Origin of the sequence: Gordonia zhaorongruii (assembly GCF_007559005.1) — a bacterium.
Taxonomy (GTDB): Bacteria; Actinomycetota; Actinomycetes; order Mycobacteriales; family Mycobacteriaceae; genus Gordonia; species Gordonia zhaorongruii.
Map to the genome: position 1 here is coordinate 191,882 of NZ_CP041763.1, position 17,042 is coordinate 208,923.

General features: G+C 67.4%; 19 protein-coding genes and 3 tRNA genes. 15 read left to right on the top strand and 7 right to left on the bottom strand.

Annotated features, from left to right (window positions below):
• Nucleotides 1–55 precede the first annotated feature (55 nt).
• The 3 genes from FO044_RS00865 to FO044_RS00875 form a co-directional block, all read right to left on the bottom strand.
• Nucleotides 56–478 carry a DUF779 domain-containing protein gene (locus FO044_RS00865; RefSeq protein WP_132992808.1) on the bottom strand — a complete coding sequence of 141 codons (423 nt, stop codon included), beginning with the start codon at nucleotides 476–478 and terminating at the stop codon, nucleotides 56–58.
• An 85-nt stretch (nucleotides 479–563) separates the two neighbouring features.
• Nucleotides 564–2,087, bottom strand: coding sequence for an acetaldehyde dehydrogenase ExaC (exaC, locus tag FO044_RS00870; RefSeq protein WP_132992809.1), 1,524 nt, complete (start codon nucleotides 2,085–2,087; stop codon nucleotides 564–566).
• A 132-nt stretch (nucleotides 2,088–2,219) separates the two neighbouring features.
• On the bottom strand, nucleotides 2,220–3,485 hold the full coding sequence (locus FO044_RS00875; protein ID WP_132992810.1) for a helix-turn-helix domain-containing protein: 1,266 nt from the start codon (nucleotides 3,483–3,485) through the stop codon (nucleotides 2,220–2,222).
• 176 nt (nucleotides 3,486–3,661) lie between these two features.
• Here FO044_RS00875 and FO044_RS00880 point away from each other — a divergent pair, with 176 nt between their 5' ends.
• The 6 genes from FO044_RS00880 to FO044_RS00905 are packed head-to-tail and all read left to right on the top strand — an operon-like array spanning nucleotide 3,662 to nucleotide 9,616.
• Nucleotides 3,662–4,612 (top strand): ABC transporter ATP-binding protein, encoded by a 951-nt coding sequence (locus FO044_RS00880; protein WP_186290568.1) that lies wholly within the window; start codon nucleotides 3,662–3,664, stop codon nucleotides 4,610–4,612.
• Nucleotides 4,613–4,656: 44 nt separating this feature from the next.
• The gene (locus FO044_RS00885; protein WP_132992811.1) at nucleotides 4,657–5,439 is read left to right on the top strand and encodes an ABC transporter permease; all 783 of its coding nucleotides are present in this window, start codon (nucleotides 4,657–4,659) and stop codon (nucleotides 5,437–5,439) included.
• Between the two features lie 12 nt (nucleotides 5,440–5,451).
• Nucleotides 5,452–6,630, top strand: a complete 1,179-nt coding sequence (locus tag FO044_RS00890) for a sensor histidine kinase (protein ID WP_132992812.1) — start codon at nucleotides 5,452–5,454, stop codon at nucleotides 6,628–6,630.
• Nucleotides 6,627–7,241 carry a response regulator transcription factor gene (locus FO044_RS00895; RefSeq protein ID WP_132992813.1) on the top strand — a complete coding sequence of 205 codons (615 nt, stop codon included), beginning with the start codon at nucleotides 6,627–6,629 and terminating at the stop codon, nucleotides 7,239–7,241. Before FO044_RS00890 ends, FO044_RS00895 begins: the two co-directional genes overlap by 4 nt.
• Nucleotides 7,238–8,404, top strand: coding sequence for an acyltransferase family protein (locus FO044_RS00900; protein ID WP_412917612.1), 1,167 nt, complete (start codon nucleotides 7,238–7,240; stop codon nucleotides 8,402–8,404). Before FO044_RS00895 ends, FO044_RS00900 begins: the two co-directional genes overlap by 4 nt.
• Before the next feature lie 9 nt (nucleotides 8,405–8,413).
• Complete coding sequence (locus FO044_RS00905; protein ID WP_132992815.1) at nucleotides 8,414–9,616, top strand: hypothetical protein; 1,203 nt, start codon at nucleotides 8,414–8,416, stop codon at nucleotides 9,614–9,616.
• Nucleotides 9,617–9,650: 34 nt separating this feature from the next.
• Here the strand turns inward: FO044_RS00905 and FO044_RS00910 are convergent, their stop codons facing one another.
• Entirely contained in the window at nucleotides 9,651–10,076 is a 426-nt protein-coding gene (locus tag FO044_RS00910; RefSeq protein ID WP_186290569.1) for an acyl-CoA thioesterase, read from the bottom strand.
• Nucleotides 10,077–10,216: 140 nt separating this feature from the next.
• Between FO044_RS00910 and FO044_RS00915 the strand changes: the two genes are divergently transcribed.
• On the top strand, nucleotides 10,217–11,176 hold the full coding sequence (locus FO044_RS00915) for an alpha/beta hydrolase (protein WP_412917603.1): 960 nt from the start codon (nucleotides 10,217–10,219) through the stop codon (nucleotides 11,174–11,176).
• Between the two features lie 42 nt (nucleotides 11,177–11,218).
• On the opposite strand, the gene hisC is transcribed toward FO044_RS00915, so the two are convergent.
• Nucleotides 11,219–12,283, bottom strand: coding sequence for a histidinol-phosphate transaminase (gene hisC / locus FO044_RS00920; RefSeq protein ID WP_132992818.1), 1,065 nt, complete (start codon nucleotides 12,281–12,283; stop codon nucleotides 11,219–11,221).
• 112 nt (nucleotides 12,284–12,395) lie between these two features.
• On the opposite strand from hisC, the gene FO044_RS00925 reads away from it, so the two are divergent.
• Nucleotides 12,396–12,484: transfer RNA gene (locus FO044_RS00925), tRNA-Ser, on the top strand.
• A gap of 61 nt (nucleotides 12,485–12,545) precedes the next feature.
• A tRNA-Arg gene (locus tag FO044_RS00930) sits at nucleotides 12,546–12,618 on the top strand.
• A 158-nt stretch (nucleotides 12,619–12,776) separates the two neighbouring features.
• On the opposite strand, the gene FO044_RS14970 is transcribed toward FO044_RS00930, so the two are convergent.
• Nucleotides 12,777–12,926, bottom strand: a complete 150-nt coding sequence (locus FO044_RS14970) for a hypothetical protein (RefSeq protein ID WP_165943068.1) — start codon at nucleotides 12,924–12,926, stop codon at nucleotides 12,777–12,779.
• Nucleotides 12,927–13,123: 197 nt separating this feature from the next.
• Between FO044_RS14970 and FO044_RS00935 the strand changes: the two genes are divergently transcribed.
• Both FO044_RS00935 and FO044_RS00940 read left to right on the top strand, forming a co-directional pair.
• Nucleotides 13,124–13,798, top strand: coding sequence for a hypothetical protein (locus FO044_RS00935; protein ID WP_132992819.1), 675 nt, complete (start codon nucleotides 13,124–13,126; stop codon nucleotides 13,796–13,798).
• A gap of 16 nt (nucleotides 13,799–13,814) precedes the next feature.
• Nucleotides 13,815–14,405, top strand: coding sequence for a putative glycolipid-binding domain-containing protein (locus FO044_RS00940; RefSeq protein ID WP_235831388.1), 591 nt, complete (start codon nucleotides 13,815–13,817; stop codon nucleotides 14,403–14,405).
• Between the two features lie 6 nt (nucleotides 14,406–14,411).
• On the opposite strand, the gene FO044_RS00945 is transcribed toward FO044_RS00940, so the two are convergent.
• Nucleotides 14,412–15,365, bottom strand: coding sequence for a prephenate dehydrogenase (locus FO044_RS00945; RefSeq protein WP_132992820.1), 954 nt, complete (start codon nucleotides 15,363–15,365; stop codon nucleotides 14,412–14,414).
• 68 nt (nucleotides 15,366–15,433) lie between these two features.
• On the opposite strand from FO044_RS00945, the gene FO044_RS00950 reads away from it, so the two are divergent.
• From FO044_RS00950 to FO044_RS00965, 4 genes are all read left to right on the top strand, one after another.
• The gene (locus FO044_RS00950) at nucleotides 15,434–15,955 is read left to right on the top strand and encodes a tRNA adenosine deaminase-associated protein (RefSeq protein WP_132992821.1); all 522 of its coding nucleotides are present in this window, start codon (nucleotides 15,434–15,436) and stop codon (nucleotides 15,953–15,955) included.
• 7 nt (nucleotides 15,956–15,962) lie between these two features.
• The gene (locus FO044_RS00955) at nucleotides 15,963–16,445 is read left to right on the top strand and encodes a nucleoside deaminase (RefSeq protein ID WP_132992822.1); all 483 of its coding nucleotides are present in this window, start codon (nucleotides 15,963–15,965) and stop codon (nucleotides 16,443–16,445) included.
• A 156-nt stretch (nucleotides 16,446–16,601) separates the two neighbouring features.
• A complete protein-coding gene (locus FO044_RS00960; RefSeq protein WP_132992823.1) occupies nucleotides 16,602–16,811 on the top strand; it encodes a hypothetical protein in 210 nt (69 codons plus the stop codon).
• A 99-nt stretch (nucleotides 16,812–16,910) separates the two neighbouring features.
• Nucleotides 16,911–16,998: transfer RNA gene (locus FO044_RS00965), tRNA-Ser, on the top strand.
• Nucleotides 16,999–17,042: the final 44 nt, after the last annotated feature.

Genomic DNA, 17,042 nt, shown 5'->3' on the forward strand with positions numbered 1-17,042 from the left:
GCCTCAGTTGACGCTGCAGCGAGGAGTCGGCGCAGCGCTGCACGCAGAGGTGGACTCAGTCGTCGAGATCGGCGCCGGTCTGCGGTGGCGCGTCGGCCAGCAATGAGTTCTCATCGTCGGTGAACGCGCGTGACCGGGACAGGAAACGCACGCCTTCCGGTGCCTCCAGTGAGAAGCCCGCTCCGCGGCCCGCTACGACGTCGACGATCAGCTGCGTGTGCTTCCATGCCTCGAACTGATCACCGCCGATCCAGATGCGAACTGCCGGAAGAGGATCGGGCAGCGCCACCTCGCCGACGAGGACGTCGCGCTGACCGACGCGGAACTCGCCGACGGGGTAGCACATCGGTGCCGACCCGTCGCAGCATCCACCGGACTGATGAATCATGAGACCGCCGTGCAACTCCGACAGTTTCGTCAGGAGCGCCACCGCGGATTCGGTCGCGGTCACCCGTTCCGGGGCTGTTGGATGACTCATCGCCGACTCCTCTCGCTGCGGTGATGTGGTGCCCTCCCGGACCGGGAATGCCGGTCCGGGAGAGGTTTTCAGTGCGCGGGCATCTCTAGAAGAAGCCCTTGGCGCTCTGTGCGTAGCCGACCAGGAGGTTCTTGGTCTGCTGGTAGTGCCCGAGCATCATCAGGTGGTTCTCTCGTCCGACGCCTGACTGCTTGTAGCCGCCGAACGCCGCGTGGGCCGGGTAGTCGTGGAACGTGTTCGTCCACACGCGCCCGGCCTGGATGTCGCGGCCCGCGCGGTAGGCGACGGCGCCGTTACGGCTCCACACGCCTGCGCCGAGTCCGTAGAGGGTGTCGTTGGCGATCGAGATGGCATTCTCATAGTCTGAGAACGACGCGACCGACAGCACTGGACCGAAGATCTCTTCCTGGAAGATGCGCATCTTGTTGTCGCCTGCGAAGACGGTGGGCTGGATGTAGAAGCCGCCGGCTAGGTCGCCGCCGAGATCGGCAGGCTCGCCGCCGGTGAGGATCTTGGCTCCCTCCTCCTTGCCGATCGACAGGTACGACCGGATCTTCTCCCACTGATCGTTGGAGGCCTGAGCACCCATCATGGTGTCGGTGTCGAGCGGGTTGCCCTGCTTGATCGCCTTCACGCGGGCTACGGCCTTCTCCAAGAAGTCGTCGTACATGCCCTTCTGGACGAGCGCACGGCTCGGGCAGGTGCAGACCTCGCCCTGGTTGAGGGCGAACATCGAGAAGCCCTCGAGTGCGCGGTCGAGGTAGCCGTCGTCGGCCGACATGACGTCGTCGAAGAAGATGTTCGGGCTCTTGCCGCCCAGTTCGAGCGTGACCGGGATGAGGTTCTCGCTGGCGTACTGCATGATGAGCCGGCCGGTGGTGGTCTCGCCGGTGAACGCGATCTTGCGGATGCGCGGGCTCGACGCGAGTGGCTTGCCGGCTTCCACGCCGAAGCCGTTGACGATGTTGAGCACGCCCTCGGGCAGCAGGTCGCCGATGAGGCTCATCAGGTACAGAATCGACGAAGGGGTCTGCTCGGCGGGCTTCATGACGATGGCATTACCCGCAGCGAGTGCGGGCGCGAGCTTCCAGGTGGCCATCAGGATCGGGAAGTTCCACGGGATGATCTGGCCGACGACGCCCAGCGGTTCGTGGAAGTGGTAAGCGACGGTGTCCTGGTCGATCTCCGAGATGCCTCCCTCCTGGGCGCGGATCGCGCCGGCGAAGTAGCGGAAGTGATCGACCGCCAGTGGGATGTCGGCGGCGAGGGTCTCGCGAACGGCCTTGCCGTTGTCCCACGACTCGGCGACCGCGATCCTCTCGAGGTTCTCCTCGATCCGGTCGGCGATCTTGTTCAGGATCACCGCGCGCTCGGCGACCGAGGTCTTGCCCCAAGCAGGTGCCGCCGCGTGTGCGGCGTCGAGAGCCAGGTCGACGTCCTCGGCGGTCGACCGTGCGACGTCGCAGAACACCTGGCCGTCGACCGGCGAGGGGTTCTCGAAGTACTGGCCCTTGACGGGCGGAGTCCACTTGCCGCCGATCCAATTGTCGTAGCGCGACTCGAAGCTCATGATCGCGCCCTCGGTACCGGGCTTGGCGTAGACGGTCATCTCTGACTCCTTCAGAATCGTGTGCGTGGATCGAAGTGATGTGAACCACACCATAGGATCACTATGGTTGCAGTCACGTTGCACCGTTGCGGGTTCGTCGGGACTGGGCCGAGATGGCCCGGAGAGCCGGAGTCAGGCGCCGAAACGGCGATTGAGAAGCCGTACGCGGCCGGCGGCGATCGCCGCCTCGGGCGCCCCGGACGGCAGCGACTCTCGCAGGGTGGTCCAGGCCTGGAAGTCGTCCGCGCCGTGCGGTGAGGACGCCCACGCCTGCAACGCCGCTAGATCGCCACTCGCGAACACCGCTGCCCGCAGGCTCTCCCGCAGGTCATCGAGCAGATCGGTGACGCCGGGCGCCATCGAATCGGCGAGCAGTCCGCCGCGGCCGAACATCTGGATGGCCTGCCTCGGATCACCGGAGACGATCGCCGTCCGCACCTCGTCGACGTCGGCGGCCGCGTCGTGGATCAGTCGGTACGGGCGGGAGGCGACGACGTCGCCGACGTCGCGCCGCAGTCGGGAGATCTCGGCGCGGACGGTGACCGCGCCGAGGTCCTCGTCGGAGAGGAGATCGGCGAGCTGTTCGGTTCGCAGTCCCGCTGGGTGCGCGTGCAGAAGCAGCAGGATCTCCGCATGCCGGGGGCTGAGCGGCTTCGGCGGGCGGTTGGGGACACGCCACGTCGGGTCGGCGGACAGTACTTGCAATCGGGTGTCCGGGGTCGTGGTGCCCCGTCCGGCCGGCGACAGATCGACTGCGTGGGAAGCCAATTCGCGTTCCACCGCTGCCACCACCGACCGGACCGCAGTGAGTGCGAACGGATTCGCCGCCGCCGAACCACCGGTCACGTCGATGACCCCGATGAGGTCCCCGCTGGTCGGATCGTGGACCGGCGCAGCGGTGCAGCTCCACTTCTGCACCGGACCCGCGTAATGCTCCGGGCCGGAGATCTGCACGCTGCGATCGAGGGCGAGTGCGACGCCGGGCGCGTTGGTGCCGACCGCGTCCTCGCTCCACACGGTCCCCTCGGCGAAACTGATCTTGGCTGCCTTGCTGCGGGCCGACCGATCGCCGTCCACCCACAGCAGCCTGCCATTGCGGTCGGCGAGTGCCACGACCACACCGGAGTCGGAGATGTCGTCGAGCATGAGCGACTGAATCAGCGGTCGGACCCGCGCCAAGAGGTGCTCGGACCGGTACGCGTGGAAGTCGGCGTCGGACATGATCTCCGACTCGCGTGGGTCGGTCGCCGCGTCGTCCGGGTCGATTCCCCTGTCGAGAGATCTCGCCCACGACTCGCTGACCAGGCTTCGGACCGATCCGTCGGGCGGGGTGGCTCCGGACAGGAACTGCTCGTAGGCGTCGCGAACCCGCGCAGTCACCAACTTCCGGTTTCTCATCGATCCTCCGCTTGCCCTTGTCGTCGATTGTGCCAAATGGAAGTGATGTGTCGCATACGTGCGACGAACTGTGATGGAGGACTTCCCCATGACACACGTCATGGGGAAGTGGTGACATCTGCGCTGGGTTCGCGACACCGATAAGCGGAAACGTCGATGACATGAACTTCACCGGCATGAAATCCACAGGCGCGAGAGTCGCAGACACCGATCCCCGGGGCGCCCTGACCGCACCCGCGATCGAGATGATCGAGCTGACCAAGGGCTTTCCGGGAGGGCGGGGTGCCCGGGTCGAGGCGGTGAAGGGAATCGACCTGACCGTCCATCCCGGCGAGGTGGTGGCGTTCCTCGGACCGAACGGCGCCGGTAAGACGACGACCCTCGACATGGTGCTGGGACTGTCGGCTCCCGACTCCGGTGACGTCCGCGTCTACGGGCGGTCGCCGCGGTCCGCTGCCCGCGCCGGGCGCATCGCCGCGGTCATGCAGACCGGTGGGCTGATGGACGATTTCACCGTCGCCGAGACCGTCGGGGTGATCGCTTCACTGCACGATCGGACCGTCGACGCAGACCAGGTGATGCTGCGCGCCGACATCGCGCACCTCGCCGAGCGCAAGGTGTCCCGGTGCTCGGGCGGCGAGCAGCAGCGCCTCAAGTTCGCCCTCGCACTGCTGCCCGACCCGGATCTGATCGTGCTCGACGAGCCGACCGCAGGCATGGACGTCGAATCGCGCCACACGTTCTGGGCCGCGATGCGCGCCGACGCCCAGCGCGGACGGACGGTCGTCTTCGCCACGCACTACCTCGAGGAAGCGGACGCATTCGCCGACCGGATCGTGATGATCGCGGGCGGCCGGGTGGTCGCCGACGGGTCGACCGCGGAGATCCGGACGCGCGCCGGCAAGCGCATCGTGTCCGCGGTGCTCGGCGACGATGCGATACCGGCCCTGCGTCGCGTGTTCCCCGACCTGGAGGTTCGCGAACGACGCGGCGGCCGGATCCACCTGTCGCTCGCCGACTCCGACGCCCTCGCGCGGCATCTCCTGATCAGCACTCGGGCCCGCGAGGTCGAGGTCGCAGGCCGCGCCCTCGAGGACGCTTTCCGCACTCTCACCGCCGGCTCTTGAATCGGCTGGGCCACCTTCCGCGACAACCCCGAAAGGTCTCTGACATGACTGTCACCAACGCACCCGCCCCGTCCGGCGCAGGCGTCGCACCTGCCTACCTCCGGTACGACGTCCGGCGGGTCATGCGTAACCGGCGGGCGATGATCTTCACCGTCGCGATGCCTGCTCTCCTCTACGCGGTGTTCGGTGCCACCCAGAACAATGAGGATTCGGTCGGCAACGGCAACGTCGCCTTCTACGTGCTGGTGGGCATGGCCGTGTACGGCGCGATCCTGTCAGCTGCCTCGAACGCGGCGTCGGTCGCCATCGAGCAGCAGGCGGGCTGGACCAGGACCCTGATGATGACGCCGCTCAAGCCGAGCGGTTATGTGGCGACGAAGATCGCCTTGGCGCTCGTCATGAGCGCGTTGCCCGTCGTGATTCTCATCGTGGTCGGGCTGGCGACCGGTGCGACGGCACCGATCGGAACGTGGGTCGCGTGTCTCGGCGTAGGTTGGCTCGGATCCTCGGTGTTCGCGGCACTCGGGCTCGGGCTCGGCAGCGTGCTCAGGTCCGACGGCGCCATGCAGGTGCTCGGCGGACTGCTCGCACTGCTAGCGTTCGCCGGCAACGTGTTCGTCCCCCTCAGCGGTGCGATGCTGCAGCTCGCCCAGTTCACCCCGATGTTCGGGGTGGTGTCGCTGGCCCGCTACCCGCTCGACCACGGGGTAACCGTTCACGGCACCCAGATCGGCCTGTGGGTGATGATCGTCAACGTCGCGGTGTGGGCATCGATCTTCGCTGTGAGCGCGGCGATCTTCTACTCTCGCAGTAGCAACCGCCAGTAGCGAAGGACTCGAATGAACGCAGTCCTCGATCGGGGTCTGATCTCCCGGATCAGGAACGACGAGCGGATGCCCTGGCGCCAGTGGCGCTGGGCGTTCGGCGCGGTGTGGCTGATCTTTCTCGGGTTCCCGATCATGTCGGTGGCGGGTCTCGACCGCTCGGCCGCGGTGAAGGGTCTGGGGTTCGCACTCATCGCCGCGTTCGCGATCGTCTACTTCGCGGCCTGTGTGCTGTTCATGGGCGGACCGCCGTCCTCCGCTGATCGCCGCGGGAGGCGGACGAGGTGGACCGTCACGCTCGTCCTCGGAGCGATCGCTGTCGCGTTGCTCCCCGTCATACAGGTCGGAGCCTTCGGTCTGACCCCGTTCCTGATGGCGATGATCACCTTCGTCGCGGCTCGGCGCCTGCACGCGGTACTGATCGTGCTGCTCGTCTTCGCGGCCTGGGCGATTCCCGAGATCTTCGGCTGGGAGCTGGATTTCGGGGTGGTCGCCATCATGATCACCGTCGGCGTCACCATGATCGCGATGCGCGCGTTGCAGGAGCGTGAAGCGGCGAAGGATGAGGCGGTTCAGCGGCAGCGTGAGCTGAACGCCGAGTTGGCGGTGGTCGCCGAACGCGAGAGCGTCGCGCGCGACGTGCATGACATCCTCGGGCACTCGCTCACCGTCATCACGGTCAAGACCGAGCTCGCCGGAAAGTTGATCAACCTGGATCCAGATCGGGCGAAAGCCGAGATCGCCGAGGTGAACGAGTTGACCCGGGACGCGCTCGTGCAGATCCGGTCGACGGTCGGCCGCTTGCGGACGCCGGACCTGCGCAGTGGCCTGGTGTCGACGGCGAGCGCGTTGTCGGCGGCCGGGATCGAGGCGGACGTGCCGGACCCCGGCGACGTGCATACGCCGCATTCCGTGCTGTTCGCCTGGGTGCTCCGGGAAGCGGTCACCAACGTCGTCCGGCACAGCGGCGCACAGCGATGCGAGGTGCGCGTGAACGGTAGGACGATCCGCATCTGGGACAATGGCACGGGCTCGCCGCTGCTCGTGTACGGCAACGGTCTGCGTGGCCTCTCCGAGCGCGTGACCGATGCCGGCGGGCGGCTCACCGTCGACTCGGCCGCGACCGGCACTGCGGTGTCGGTCGTGATGCCCGCAAGCAGCGACACCGCGGTGGATGGTGGGATGGACCGGTGAGCGACGAGATCCGGCTGCTGCTGGCCGACGACCAGGCACTGGTGCGCGGTGCGCTCGCCGCCCTTCTCGACCTGGAATCAGACCTTCGGGTGGTGGCGCAGGTGGGGCGGGGTGACGAGGTGGTCGAAGCCGCCAGACTCGCCGGCGCGCACGTCTGCCTGCTGGATATCGAGATGCCCGGGGCCGACGGGATCGAAGCGGTACGGCGACTCACCGGTGAGCTGCCCGCCGTACGGTCGTTGATCGTCACCACATTCGGCCGACCCGGCTATCTGCGTCGGGCGATCGATGCCGGCGCATCGGGATTCGTCGTAAAGGACACCCCGGCCGCCGAACTCGCCGACGCGGTGCGACGGGTGAACGCCGGCCTGCGGGTGGTCGATCCGATGCTCGCCACCGAGAGCCTGACGACCGGCGACAATCCGCTGACCCCGCGCGAGGCGGACGTGCTGCGGGCGGCGCTCTCCGGCGGCACGGTCGCGGTGGTCGCCGGAGCAGTGCACCTGTCGCAGGGCACCGTTCGCAATCACCTCTCGTCGGCCATCGGCAAGACCGGCACCTCGACGCGGGCCGAGGCCGCACGGGTCGCACACGAACGGGGCTGGATCTGACTGCGCCCGTCGGCGGGCACCGGATTCGGTCCCTGACCGGCATCCGGGCCATCGCGGCGGTCACCGTGTGTCTCACTCATGCCGCGTTCTGGACCGGCGGTTACACCGACGACTACGTCGGCAGACTGCTCGGCCGTTTCGAAGTGGGCGTGACGATCTTCTTCGTGCTGTCCGGGTATCTGCTGTTCCGGCCATGGGTGCGGTCACTGAACGAGGAACGCGGCACCTATCCGCGTCTGCCCCGGTACGCGTGGCACCGGGTCCGTCGCATCATGCCCGCGTACGTGATCACGGTGGCCGCGGTGTACCTGATCTTCCTGGTCCGAACCGATGCGTCGACTCTCGGACAGGGTTGGTCCGGCTTCTTCCGGAACGTCACCTTGACCCAGGTGTACGGCGTCGGGCATCTGCACACCGGCCTCACCCAGATGTGGAGTCTGGCGGCGGAGGTCGTCTACTACGTGGCGTTGCCGGTGATCGCATGGCCGCTCGCGCGATACGTCTGTCGCGACCGGTGGCGCCCAGACCTTCTGATCGTGGCGCTCGGCGGCCTGCTGATCGTCTCGCCGGTGTGGACGATCGCCGTCCACGGCGGCGACGTCGATCCGACTGCACGGCTCTGGGCACCGGCGTTCGCGAGTTGGTTCATCGCCGGAATGCTGCTCGCCGTGTGCGCTCGGCTGGTTCGGTCCTGGCCCGCGGTTCCGAGTGTCCTCATCGCCGCTGCGGCCTTCCTGGCGTCGGCGGGGGCATTCGCCGGCGAGGCGACCATCGTGCCGGACGATCCGGGAGCTGCGATCGTCAAACACGGGCTCTACCTGGTGACGGCGGTCGGCCTCATCGGTCCTCTCGCAGTGCGCGGCGGCCGAACCGCAGAATCCGGTCACGACGAAACCGATGGGTCCGAGAATCTGTGGCAGCGGTTCTGCGGCAGCTCGCCGATGGTGTGGCTGGGAGAAATATCGTACGAGTTCTTCCTCGTTCACGTCATGGTGCTCGAACTCGTCATGGATCTGCTCGATTACCAGGTGTTCTCGGGATCGCTGGCAGTGGCGTTCGTGGTGACCACGGCGTTCTCGATTCCCGCGGCGTGGGTGCTGCATCGCGTCACGGCGCCGTTGTGGCGAGGTTCTCATGGTTCGGATGCCCCATCGCGCCGGTAGCATGGCCCTATGTCTGAGCCGAATCGTTCCATCACCGCTGCCGACATCCGGCAGTGGACGAACGATGTGCGAATCCCCGGGCAGCCGCCCGAGCTGTCCGACACCGCGGCCCTGCTCATCGCGTCGGCGTACGTCACTCCGACCGCCCGCGCGATCGTGGTGCGCCGAGCGGCGATGAACCTGCCGATGCCGTCGCCGACCAGCGGGTACAGCGAACTGCGCCGTACGCAGCGGAGCATCCTGCACGCCGAGAGGTATCTGGACACGACGGTGCTGCCGGGTGTGGTGGTACCGGTCGTGAAGTCGCGGCTCTCGGGGCTCACCCGGCGCCGCGAGGACGCACGACGCGCCGTCGTCATCGCCAAGGGCATCTTCCCGGGTGGCACGCGAGCCATCCGCCGTGAACGCCGCGAGAACATTTACCTCGAACTGGACGAGCGCGAACAGCTTTTCGCGGGACTGCTGTGCACGCCGGTCCCGAGCCGGCCTACGGGTGCCCGTCGCGCCGGGACCGACGCGTTCGACAAGGTGGTGGGCGTGATCGGCCAGGTCGGCGGTCGCGGTCCCCGTAAACAGGTCGAGGAGTTCGCTGCGCAGGTCTTCGGCCCCGACGCCATCCCGTCCGGGCCGCTGTCGCGCGGCGCGTCGTTCGCCGACGGATACGAGACCCTGCTGTTCGTCGCCGGGCACTTCTACGACCGGATCCGCACCAACCCGGCCTGGTTGTCGGACCACTTCGAGATGCAACGCGTACAGGTGAACCTGCACGCAGAGTTGGCGGAGATCGCCTCCGACACGGTCGCCTTGCGCGCGCTCCGGGTCGATCTCGATCGGGCCAAGAGCAATGCAGGGTTCGATCACGGGTTCACCGAGCACATCGAGGCGCGGGAGAACGCCCTGCGGCCGGTCTGGTCCGAGCTGATCGACCGGGTACACGCGCTCAGTGAGATCGCGGCGACCGTCGAGTCAGCGGCCGTCGAGTTGCGTCTGCTCGACGAGTTCGACCGCGCATCGACCCTCGACGACCGAATCGACCACCTGCTGGCGCGGTCGGGGGACCGCGAGATCGGTGCCGACAACACGCGCCGCCTGTCTCAGCAGGTTCGCAGCGGCGAGGAGCAGCTGCGTGTGTACCGCGACGTCCTGCAGGGGAACATCGCCCAGCTCGGTCCGGGTCTGCAGCGTGAGCTTCCGGAGCGTTACGAGCCCTGACACACAGTCGGCGTGACGGTATGGATCGGCATCATCAACCGGCCGATCCCCACGCGGTCAGGTGCTGCTTCTCGACGTCGGTGAGCCTGCGCAGGCGATGGTTCTCGATGTCGACGACGGCCATCTGGGTGCTGGCGACGCAGGCGGGCCGCCCGGTGTCGCCCGCGGCCCGGATGTCGTAGCCGATGGTGAAGTCCACCGAGCGGTGCTTCGTGATCCACATGCCGACCTCGATCGGGGAGTCCTCGTGACGAAGTTGTGCCTGGTACCGGATCTCGACGTGGACGATCATCGCGCTCTTGATCAGCGGGGCGTACTCCTCACCTGCGGAGAGAAGCCATTCGATGCGGGCCTCCTCCATCAGGGTGACCATCCGTGCGTGGTTGATGTGGCCGAACGCATCCATGTCGGACCAGCGGACGGGCACGTGGGCGACGAAGGCGTACGAGGTGGCGCTCATGCGCGCAGTGTATCGGCGCGGTTGCCCACCGAGGAGTCCGCAGTCCGAGCGCATCCGCGTGCTAGCAGTCGTCGGACTTGCGTGGTTCTGTACCCTTAACCTTCATGTGGTCCATACGATCTACACGCCTTCTCACCGTGGTGGCTGCCGCTGCGACGATCGCAGCGTTGACACCGGCGGTCGCGGACGCGGAGCCGGACCGGAGAACCGATACGGCACGGATCGTGGCGAAGAAGTCGGTGGCCACTCACCGCGTCGACCTGAAGATCGACTCCCCGTCGATGCACGAGAAGATGCCGGTCACCGTGCTGACTCCGGGTGGCAGTGCCCCGCGTCCTACCTTGTACCTGCTCGACGGCTCTGCGGCGGGCGCGAAGGTGAGCGACTGGATCACCAAGGGCGGCGCGCAGAAGTACTTCGCGGGCCGCAACGTGAACGTCGTCCTGCCCGCGGGTGGCGCTGGAAGTTTCTACACCGACTGGAGTCACCGGGACCCGAGTATGGGTAAGCCGCAGTGGGAGACGTTCCTGACAGAGGAGCTGCCGCCTCTCATCGACTCGAAGTTCGCAGGTTCCGGCCGCAACGGGATCATGGGGCTGTCGATGGGCGGCCAGTCCGCCTTCGCCCTGGCGACCCGCCACCCATCCCTGTACCAGGCCATCGGGTCGTTGAGCGGGTGCCCGCCGGTTCTGGGGCCCGCGAACGAGGCGTACGTCCGGACGACGGTCGCGTCGGAAGGCGGGGACGCCACCAACATGTGGGGTGCACCCGGCTCACGTCAGTGGAAGGCACACGACCCGGCTCGGCGGATGGACGCGCTCCGCGGAAAGAAGATCTACCTGGCATCCGGCTCCGGAGCCGTGGGACCGGCCGACTTCAACGCGAAGTTCGACCCGTCCGAGGGCTCCCGGCAGCAGCAGATCGCCGCCGGCTCCGCGCTGGAGGCCGGCGCGAACCGCTGCTCGCTGGAGTTCGCGGCACAGATGCGGGCGGCGAACATCGACTTCACGCCCGGATTCCGGCTGATCGGCACGCACCGCTGGGCGTACTGGAAGCAGGACCTGCCCAAGGCGTGGAGCGTCCTGGCTCCTGCGCTGTAGCGAACATTCACGCGGCCACCGCGCCGTGCGGTTGACTACGGGCTACTCGCGCGCAGCCCACTGATCTGCGAACGCGAGGAACGCGTCGTCCTCCTCCTGATTGGTGACGGTGACGCGCACTCCGTCGCCTGCGAACGGGCGGACGATCACGCCGGCGTCCGCGCTCGCGGTTGCGAACGGCACCGCGTCGTCCCCGAGGTCGAGCCAGACGAAGTTGGCTTGCGACTCGGGTACGCGGTAGCCCAGTTCCCGCAGCCGCCGGGCCACCCGGCCCCGTTCGGCGACCACGGCGTCGGTGCGAGCCAATAGCTCATCCTGTGCGTACAGGGACGCGATGGCGGCGGCCTGGGCGACGGTGCTCACGCTGAACGGCACGTGAATCTTGCCGAGTGCGGTGATGATCGCCGGGTCGCCGACGGCGTACCCGACGCGCAGCCCGGCGAGCCCGTACGCCTTCGAGAAGGTGCGGAGGACGACGAGGTTGCCGAACTCACGGCGCAGTTCGAGAGCATCGTACGCGCGGTCCCCGTCGAGTCGTGCGTACTCGATGTAGGCCTCATCTAGGGCTACCACCACATTGCCGGGAACTGCAGCGAGGAATGCGCGGAGCTGGTCCTTCTCGACGACGGTGCCGGTCGGGTTGTTCGGATTGCACACGAAGATGAGACGGGTGCGGTCGGTGATGGCTGCGGCCATCGCCTCGAGGTCGTAGACGTGATCGCCGGTGAGCGGAATCGGGACGGGTGTCGCCCCGGCGACGCGGGTAGCGAGCGGGTACGTCTCGAACGATCGCCACCCGAACATCACCTCGTCGCCCGCGCCGGAGGTCGCGGTGATCAGGTTCTGGCAGAGGATGACCGAGCCGCAGCCGACCTGGACCTCGTCGGGGGTGACGCCGACCGACTTGGCGAGTTCGTCGGTGAGGAGCACCATCCCGTTATCGGGGTAGCGGTTTACTGTCGTCGCAGCGTCGGAGACGGCCTTGAGCACGCTCGGCAGGGGAGGGTGCGCGACCTCGTTGCTCGCAAGCTTGATCGCTCCGGGGAACGTCTTGCCCGGTACGTAGACGGGCAGGGATTCCAGGTCTGGTCTCATGCGCGGTGTCACCCCTTGAATGTATGCGTGACCAGGTGTGTGGCCGACAAGCACCCGGCGATTTGCCTCAGTGTGACATCCGTGTGTAACGTTCTGCCTCGGCAGTTCGCGATAGAACTCCGCTGGAGGCGTGCCAGAGCGGCCGAATGGGACTCACTGCTAATGAGTTGTCTCGCTAACACGGGACCGGAGGTTCAAATCCTCTCGCCTCCGCCGACCGAGGTCACGCCCTCGGAAAATTGAATATCTGGATCGAGTAGTATCGATCCGGCACGCGCCCGTAGCTCAACGGATAGAGCATCTGACTACGGATCAGAAGGTTTGGGGTTCGAATCCCTACGGGCGCACTCTAACCCGGGCCACGCAGTAGCGTGGCCCGGGTTTTTGGTTCGCGTTCATCTGCCTTGATCCGTCGACGTCGAGGACCGCGGCCGACGCGGCCTCGCCGACAGCGTCAGCGCCGCCGCCCGACACTGGAATCGACGGGGTGTCCGCTCGCGGAAGGTCAGCTCGCTGACTGCGCAGGTGATCCCGCGTGCCCGTCGGCCCCGGATTGCTCCGGCGCGGCCAGGACCATGATGACCAGCAGAACCGCTGCGGCGATGATCGTGACGACCTGAAGCATCGCGGTCCACATGGCTTTGTTCGATTTCATTGAATCTCCCCCTTATATGCAGGCACCGTCGCCGGTGCCTGTACTTCCCCCGCGTCGGACACTACGGAGGGCCGGGCATGTGCGCGAGTCGAGATGCACGGTCAGTGGTGTTTCCCACAGGCCCGCGTATCCTGAGCTACGTGGGACCGGGACAGTCAGGGGCGCAGTCGTACCCAGCGCCGCACTACCGTCCGCCGATGGCGGTGGGCCAGCAGTATCCGCCGCTCGGTTACGGACCCGATGGGACGCCGCGCTTCGAATACCGTCCCGATACCGGCCCTCCCGGGGCAACGTCGCACGTCGAAGTGCCTGCCGAGCCCGACGGGCCGGACTCCGCCGGACCGGGTGTCTCCGGGCCGCCACCGAATGCGCCGTTACCGCCGGAGAACACCGGGCAGCGACTGGCGATGGGTATCGCCGCAGTGGTGGTGCTGGTCCTGGTGGTCGCGGGCGGACTCGCGTTGCTGTCCGGTGGCGAGGACCGCGACACACTGCCGCCGCGCGCTGAACCGCCGTTGTCGCAGAACACCGACGACCCGTACCTTCCCAAGTCGATCGAGCCCAAGGAGTCGGTGCCCGGGGAGACCGGACGACCTGCGCCCAGCGGACTCGAGGCGGTGCTCACCGTCGAAGCGGCCCCCGGGTCGACGATCCTGTTCATCGACGATGGGCAGGTGCGCCTGCAGCACCTCACCGAAGACATGTGGGAGCAGAAGGTGCAGGGCACGACCGGCGCGCTCCGCGTCAGTGTGGTTGCTGCTCCCGGCGCCCCGGCCTCGTGCAAGATCACGGTCGACGGACGGGTCGTCGCTCACCAACAACTCCCGGCCGACGACCCGTCCGGCATGCTGGTCTGCCGCGCGCACGGCTGAAAGCTAACGTAGAACCGTGACTTTCTCGGATACGGCACGCGACGCCGGTGCCAAGACGATGTTCACCTGGCAGAGCGTCGACGGCGGCCGGCTCGAACAGGTTCGGCTCAACACCGGTGGTGGGCGGCTGCGTGCCTACGGTCGGATCATCTCGGCGGCAACTGACGACGTCGAAGCGTATTCGGCGTCGTACGAGCTCGTCACCAACGACATCGGGGTGACCCGGCGGCTCTCGGTCCGCCTCCTCCGTGCGGGTGGCGAAGGGCATTACGACGTGAGTCGGGACATGGACGGGCGCTGGATGGTGCAGACGCCGGACAGCACCGTGCACAGCGACTTCGACGGCGCGGAGGCCGTCGACGTGCTGCAGTCGCCGTTCTTCAAGACGCTGCCGATCAACCGGCACAAGCTGGTCGGCGGTGGACGCAAGGACGACATTCCGCTTGTCGGCCTGGTGTTCCCCGCGTTCGACGCGAAGACCCTGCACGCGTCCTACTCGATCGAGGACGGCCAGGTGCGAGTCACGTCCGAACGCGGCGACGACGCGTTCAGCGTCGACAGCGCGGGCATGGTCGTCGACTACGCGGGCGTCGCGACCAGAGTCTGATCCGCCTCAGCCGACCCAGACGCGCGCCAGATGCGCCTGGCGGCGAAGTTCCTGGGCCCACCCGTCGCCGCCGACGTCGACACCGGTGATCGGTGCGGGTTCTTCGCCCGCGATCTCCTCGTAAGCGAGGCGTGCCCGATGTCCGGCTTCCACGAGCGCGGCGACGTCGCCGTGGTCACGGAGCCGATCGCGCGCCGCGACCAGTCGGTCGATGGTGGCGCTGAGAGTGTTGAGCAGCGCCACCGAGTTCGCTTCGAGCATCGCCCGCTGCAATTCGGGTGCGGTGCCCGCCACCCGTGTCCCGTCGCGGAAACTCCCGGCCGCCAGCCGGAGGGAGAGCAGGCTCTCACCGCCGCCGACCGCGGCCGTCGCCGCAGCTGTGAGGTGCGGGTTGTGGGAGATGGCGGCGGCAGCCCGATCATGAGCGTCATCCGCGGCCGGGACGACGAGCGCACCCGTCGCCAGGGCGATGCGGGCGACCGCGAGCCAGTCGTGGGGATCGGTGTCGTCATGGGTCGACACCATCCACATCGCACCTTCGAACAGGGTCGGGTCGGTGGCCCGCCAACCGGAGTGGACGGTCCCGGCCATCGGGTGCCCGCCGACGTAGCGCGCATCCGGGTGATGGTGCGCGACGATTCGGGCGACCTCTTCCTTCACACTCACGACGTCGGTGAGCAGGCACTGCGGTGCACGGACGGCGATGGCGTCGAGTATCGGCCCGAGAGCCGTGACCGGCGTCGCGAGGACGATGACCGCGTCCTCGTCGGCGGCGCGGTCGAGTGTGGTGTCGAGGTCCGTTGATACGTCGTGGCCGTCGCCGGCCGCCTCGTCGACGGTGGTCTGGGACCGGTTGTAGCCGAACACGGTGGCACCGTCGGCGTCCAGGCGCCGCAGAAGCGAGCCGCCGATGAGGCCGAGGCCGAGGACGCAGACGGGACGTGACGATTCATCAGACACGTCATCAGGGTGGCACACCTGGGAAATCGGACTTGGGAGAGTGTCGAAAAGCGGATACCGTGGCGGACATGGCGAAGCCGGTCGCGGAGAGCGATTACACCGATGTCGATGGTTTCGCTGTGGCCGTTGTCCGTGACGACTCCGGATGGGCGGTCACGGCGCTGCGGCCCTCCGCGCTCGACAGTCTGGATGACGCCGAACTGCAGCTCCGCGAGCTGCGTGCCGCGGGAGCCGTTTTCGGCCTTCTCGACGTCGACGACGAGTTCTTCATCGTGGTCCGTCCGTCGCCGACGGGTGCGCACCTGCTCCTCTCGGATGCGACGGCGGCAGTCGACTACGACATCGCCGCCGACGTGCTCGATGCGCTGAACGTCGACATCCCGGACCTCGATCCGGACGAACTCGACGACGTCGACCCATGGGAGGAAGGCGATCTCGCGATACTGGCCGACCTCGGTCTGCCGGACGCGGTGATGAGCGTGATCGTCGGCGACACCGATCTGTACGCCGACGAGCAGCTCGGCATGATCGCGGCGCGTCTCGGGTGCGCAGATGAACTCTCGACGGTGCTCGACGACCTCGGTCACTGAACTCCCGATGACAGTGCGGACCGACCGCGGTGCGGTGCAGCGGGACGCCGAGGTGATGATGCGTACCGCACTCGAGACCGCCCGCGGGGCCGATCCCGCTGACGTGCCGATCGGTGCGGTCGTGTTCGGGCCGGACGGCACCGAGCTGGCGCGGGCTGCGAACCGACGTGAAGCCGACGGCGACCCAACCGCGCACGCCGAGGTCCTCGCTCTGCGCGAGGCGACGCGAGCGCACGGCGACGGCTGGCGACTCGAGGGATGCACACTGGCGGTGACGGTGGAACCGTGCACGATGTGTGCCGGAGCGGTCGGACTGGCCCGCGTGTCACGAGTGATCTTCGGCGCCTGGGAACCCAAGACCGGAGCGGTCGGTTCGCTGTGGGATGTGCTCCGCGACCCGCGGCTCGTCCACCGGCCCGAGGTGCTCGCAGGCGTGCTCGAACCCGAGTGCGCCGAGCTGGTCAGGGAGTTCTTCGTCGGTCGTCGTTGACCGGACGGCGCGGTGCCGCGTGCTCGGGCGGTTTTCCGGTCTCGCAGGCTGAACGTCACAGGTCGACGGCCTACCGGACAAGGCTCGGACGGTGCACACTTGAGGTGTGCGCAGTCGCTGGAGCTGCGCGTTCGCCAGGATGGAAGGGTGAGTCACATGTCGGATCCGATGAACCGGGTCAACGAGGTTTTCGACGTCGTGCGGACCAAGGTCGGCGAGTTCGCCGAGAGCGAGCAGGTCAAGGGTGCCGTCGGCGTCGCCAAGGAGAAGTTCGACGAGGTCGCGGCCAACGAGAACGTGCAGGGCGCGGTCGGCGCCGCGAAGGGCAAGCTGGGCGAGATCACCAAGAAGATCACCGGCAATTGAGTCGGTCCGTTACCGCCGGAACTAACGGGTGAACGAGGCTGAAATAGTCCCCGACCTGCCGGTTTCGTGCTCACCATCGTCTCACGTATAGTTCTTCGCGGTGGCGTGTCCGAGCGGCCGAAGGTGAAGCACTCGAAATGCTTTGTGCGGTAACCCCGTACCGGGGGTTCGAATCCCCCCGCCACCGCGCAAGCCCCTGGTTCGTGTACACGAGCCAGGGGCTTTTCCAAT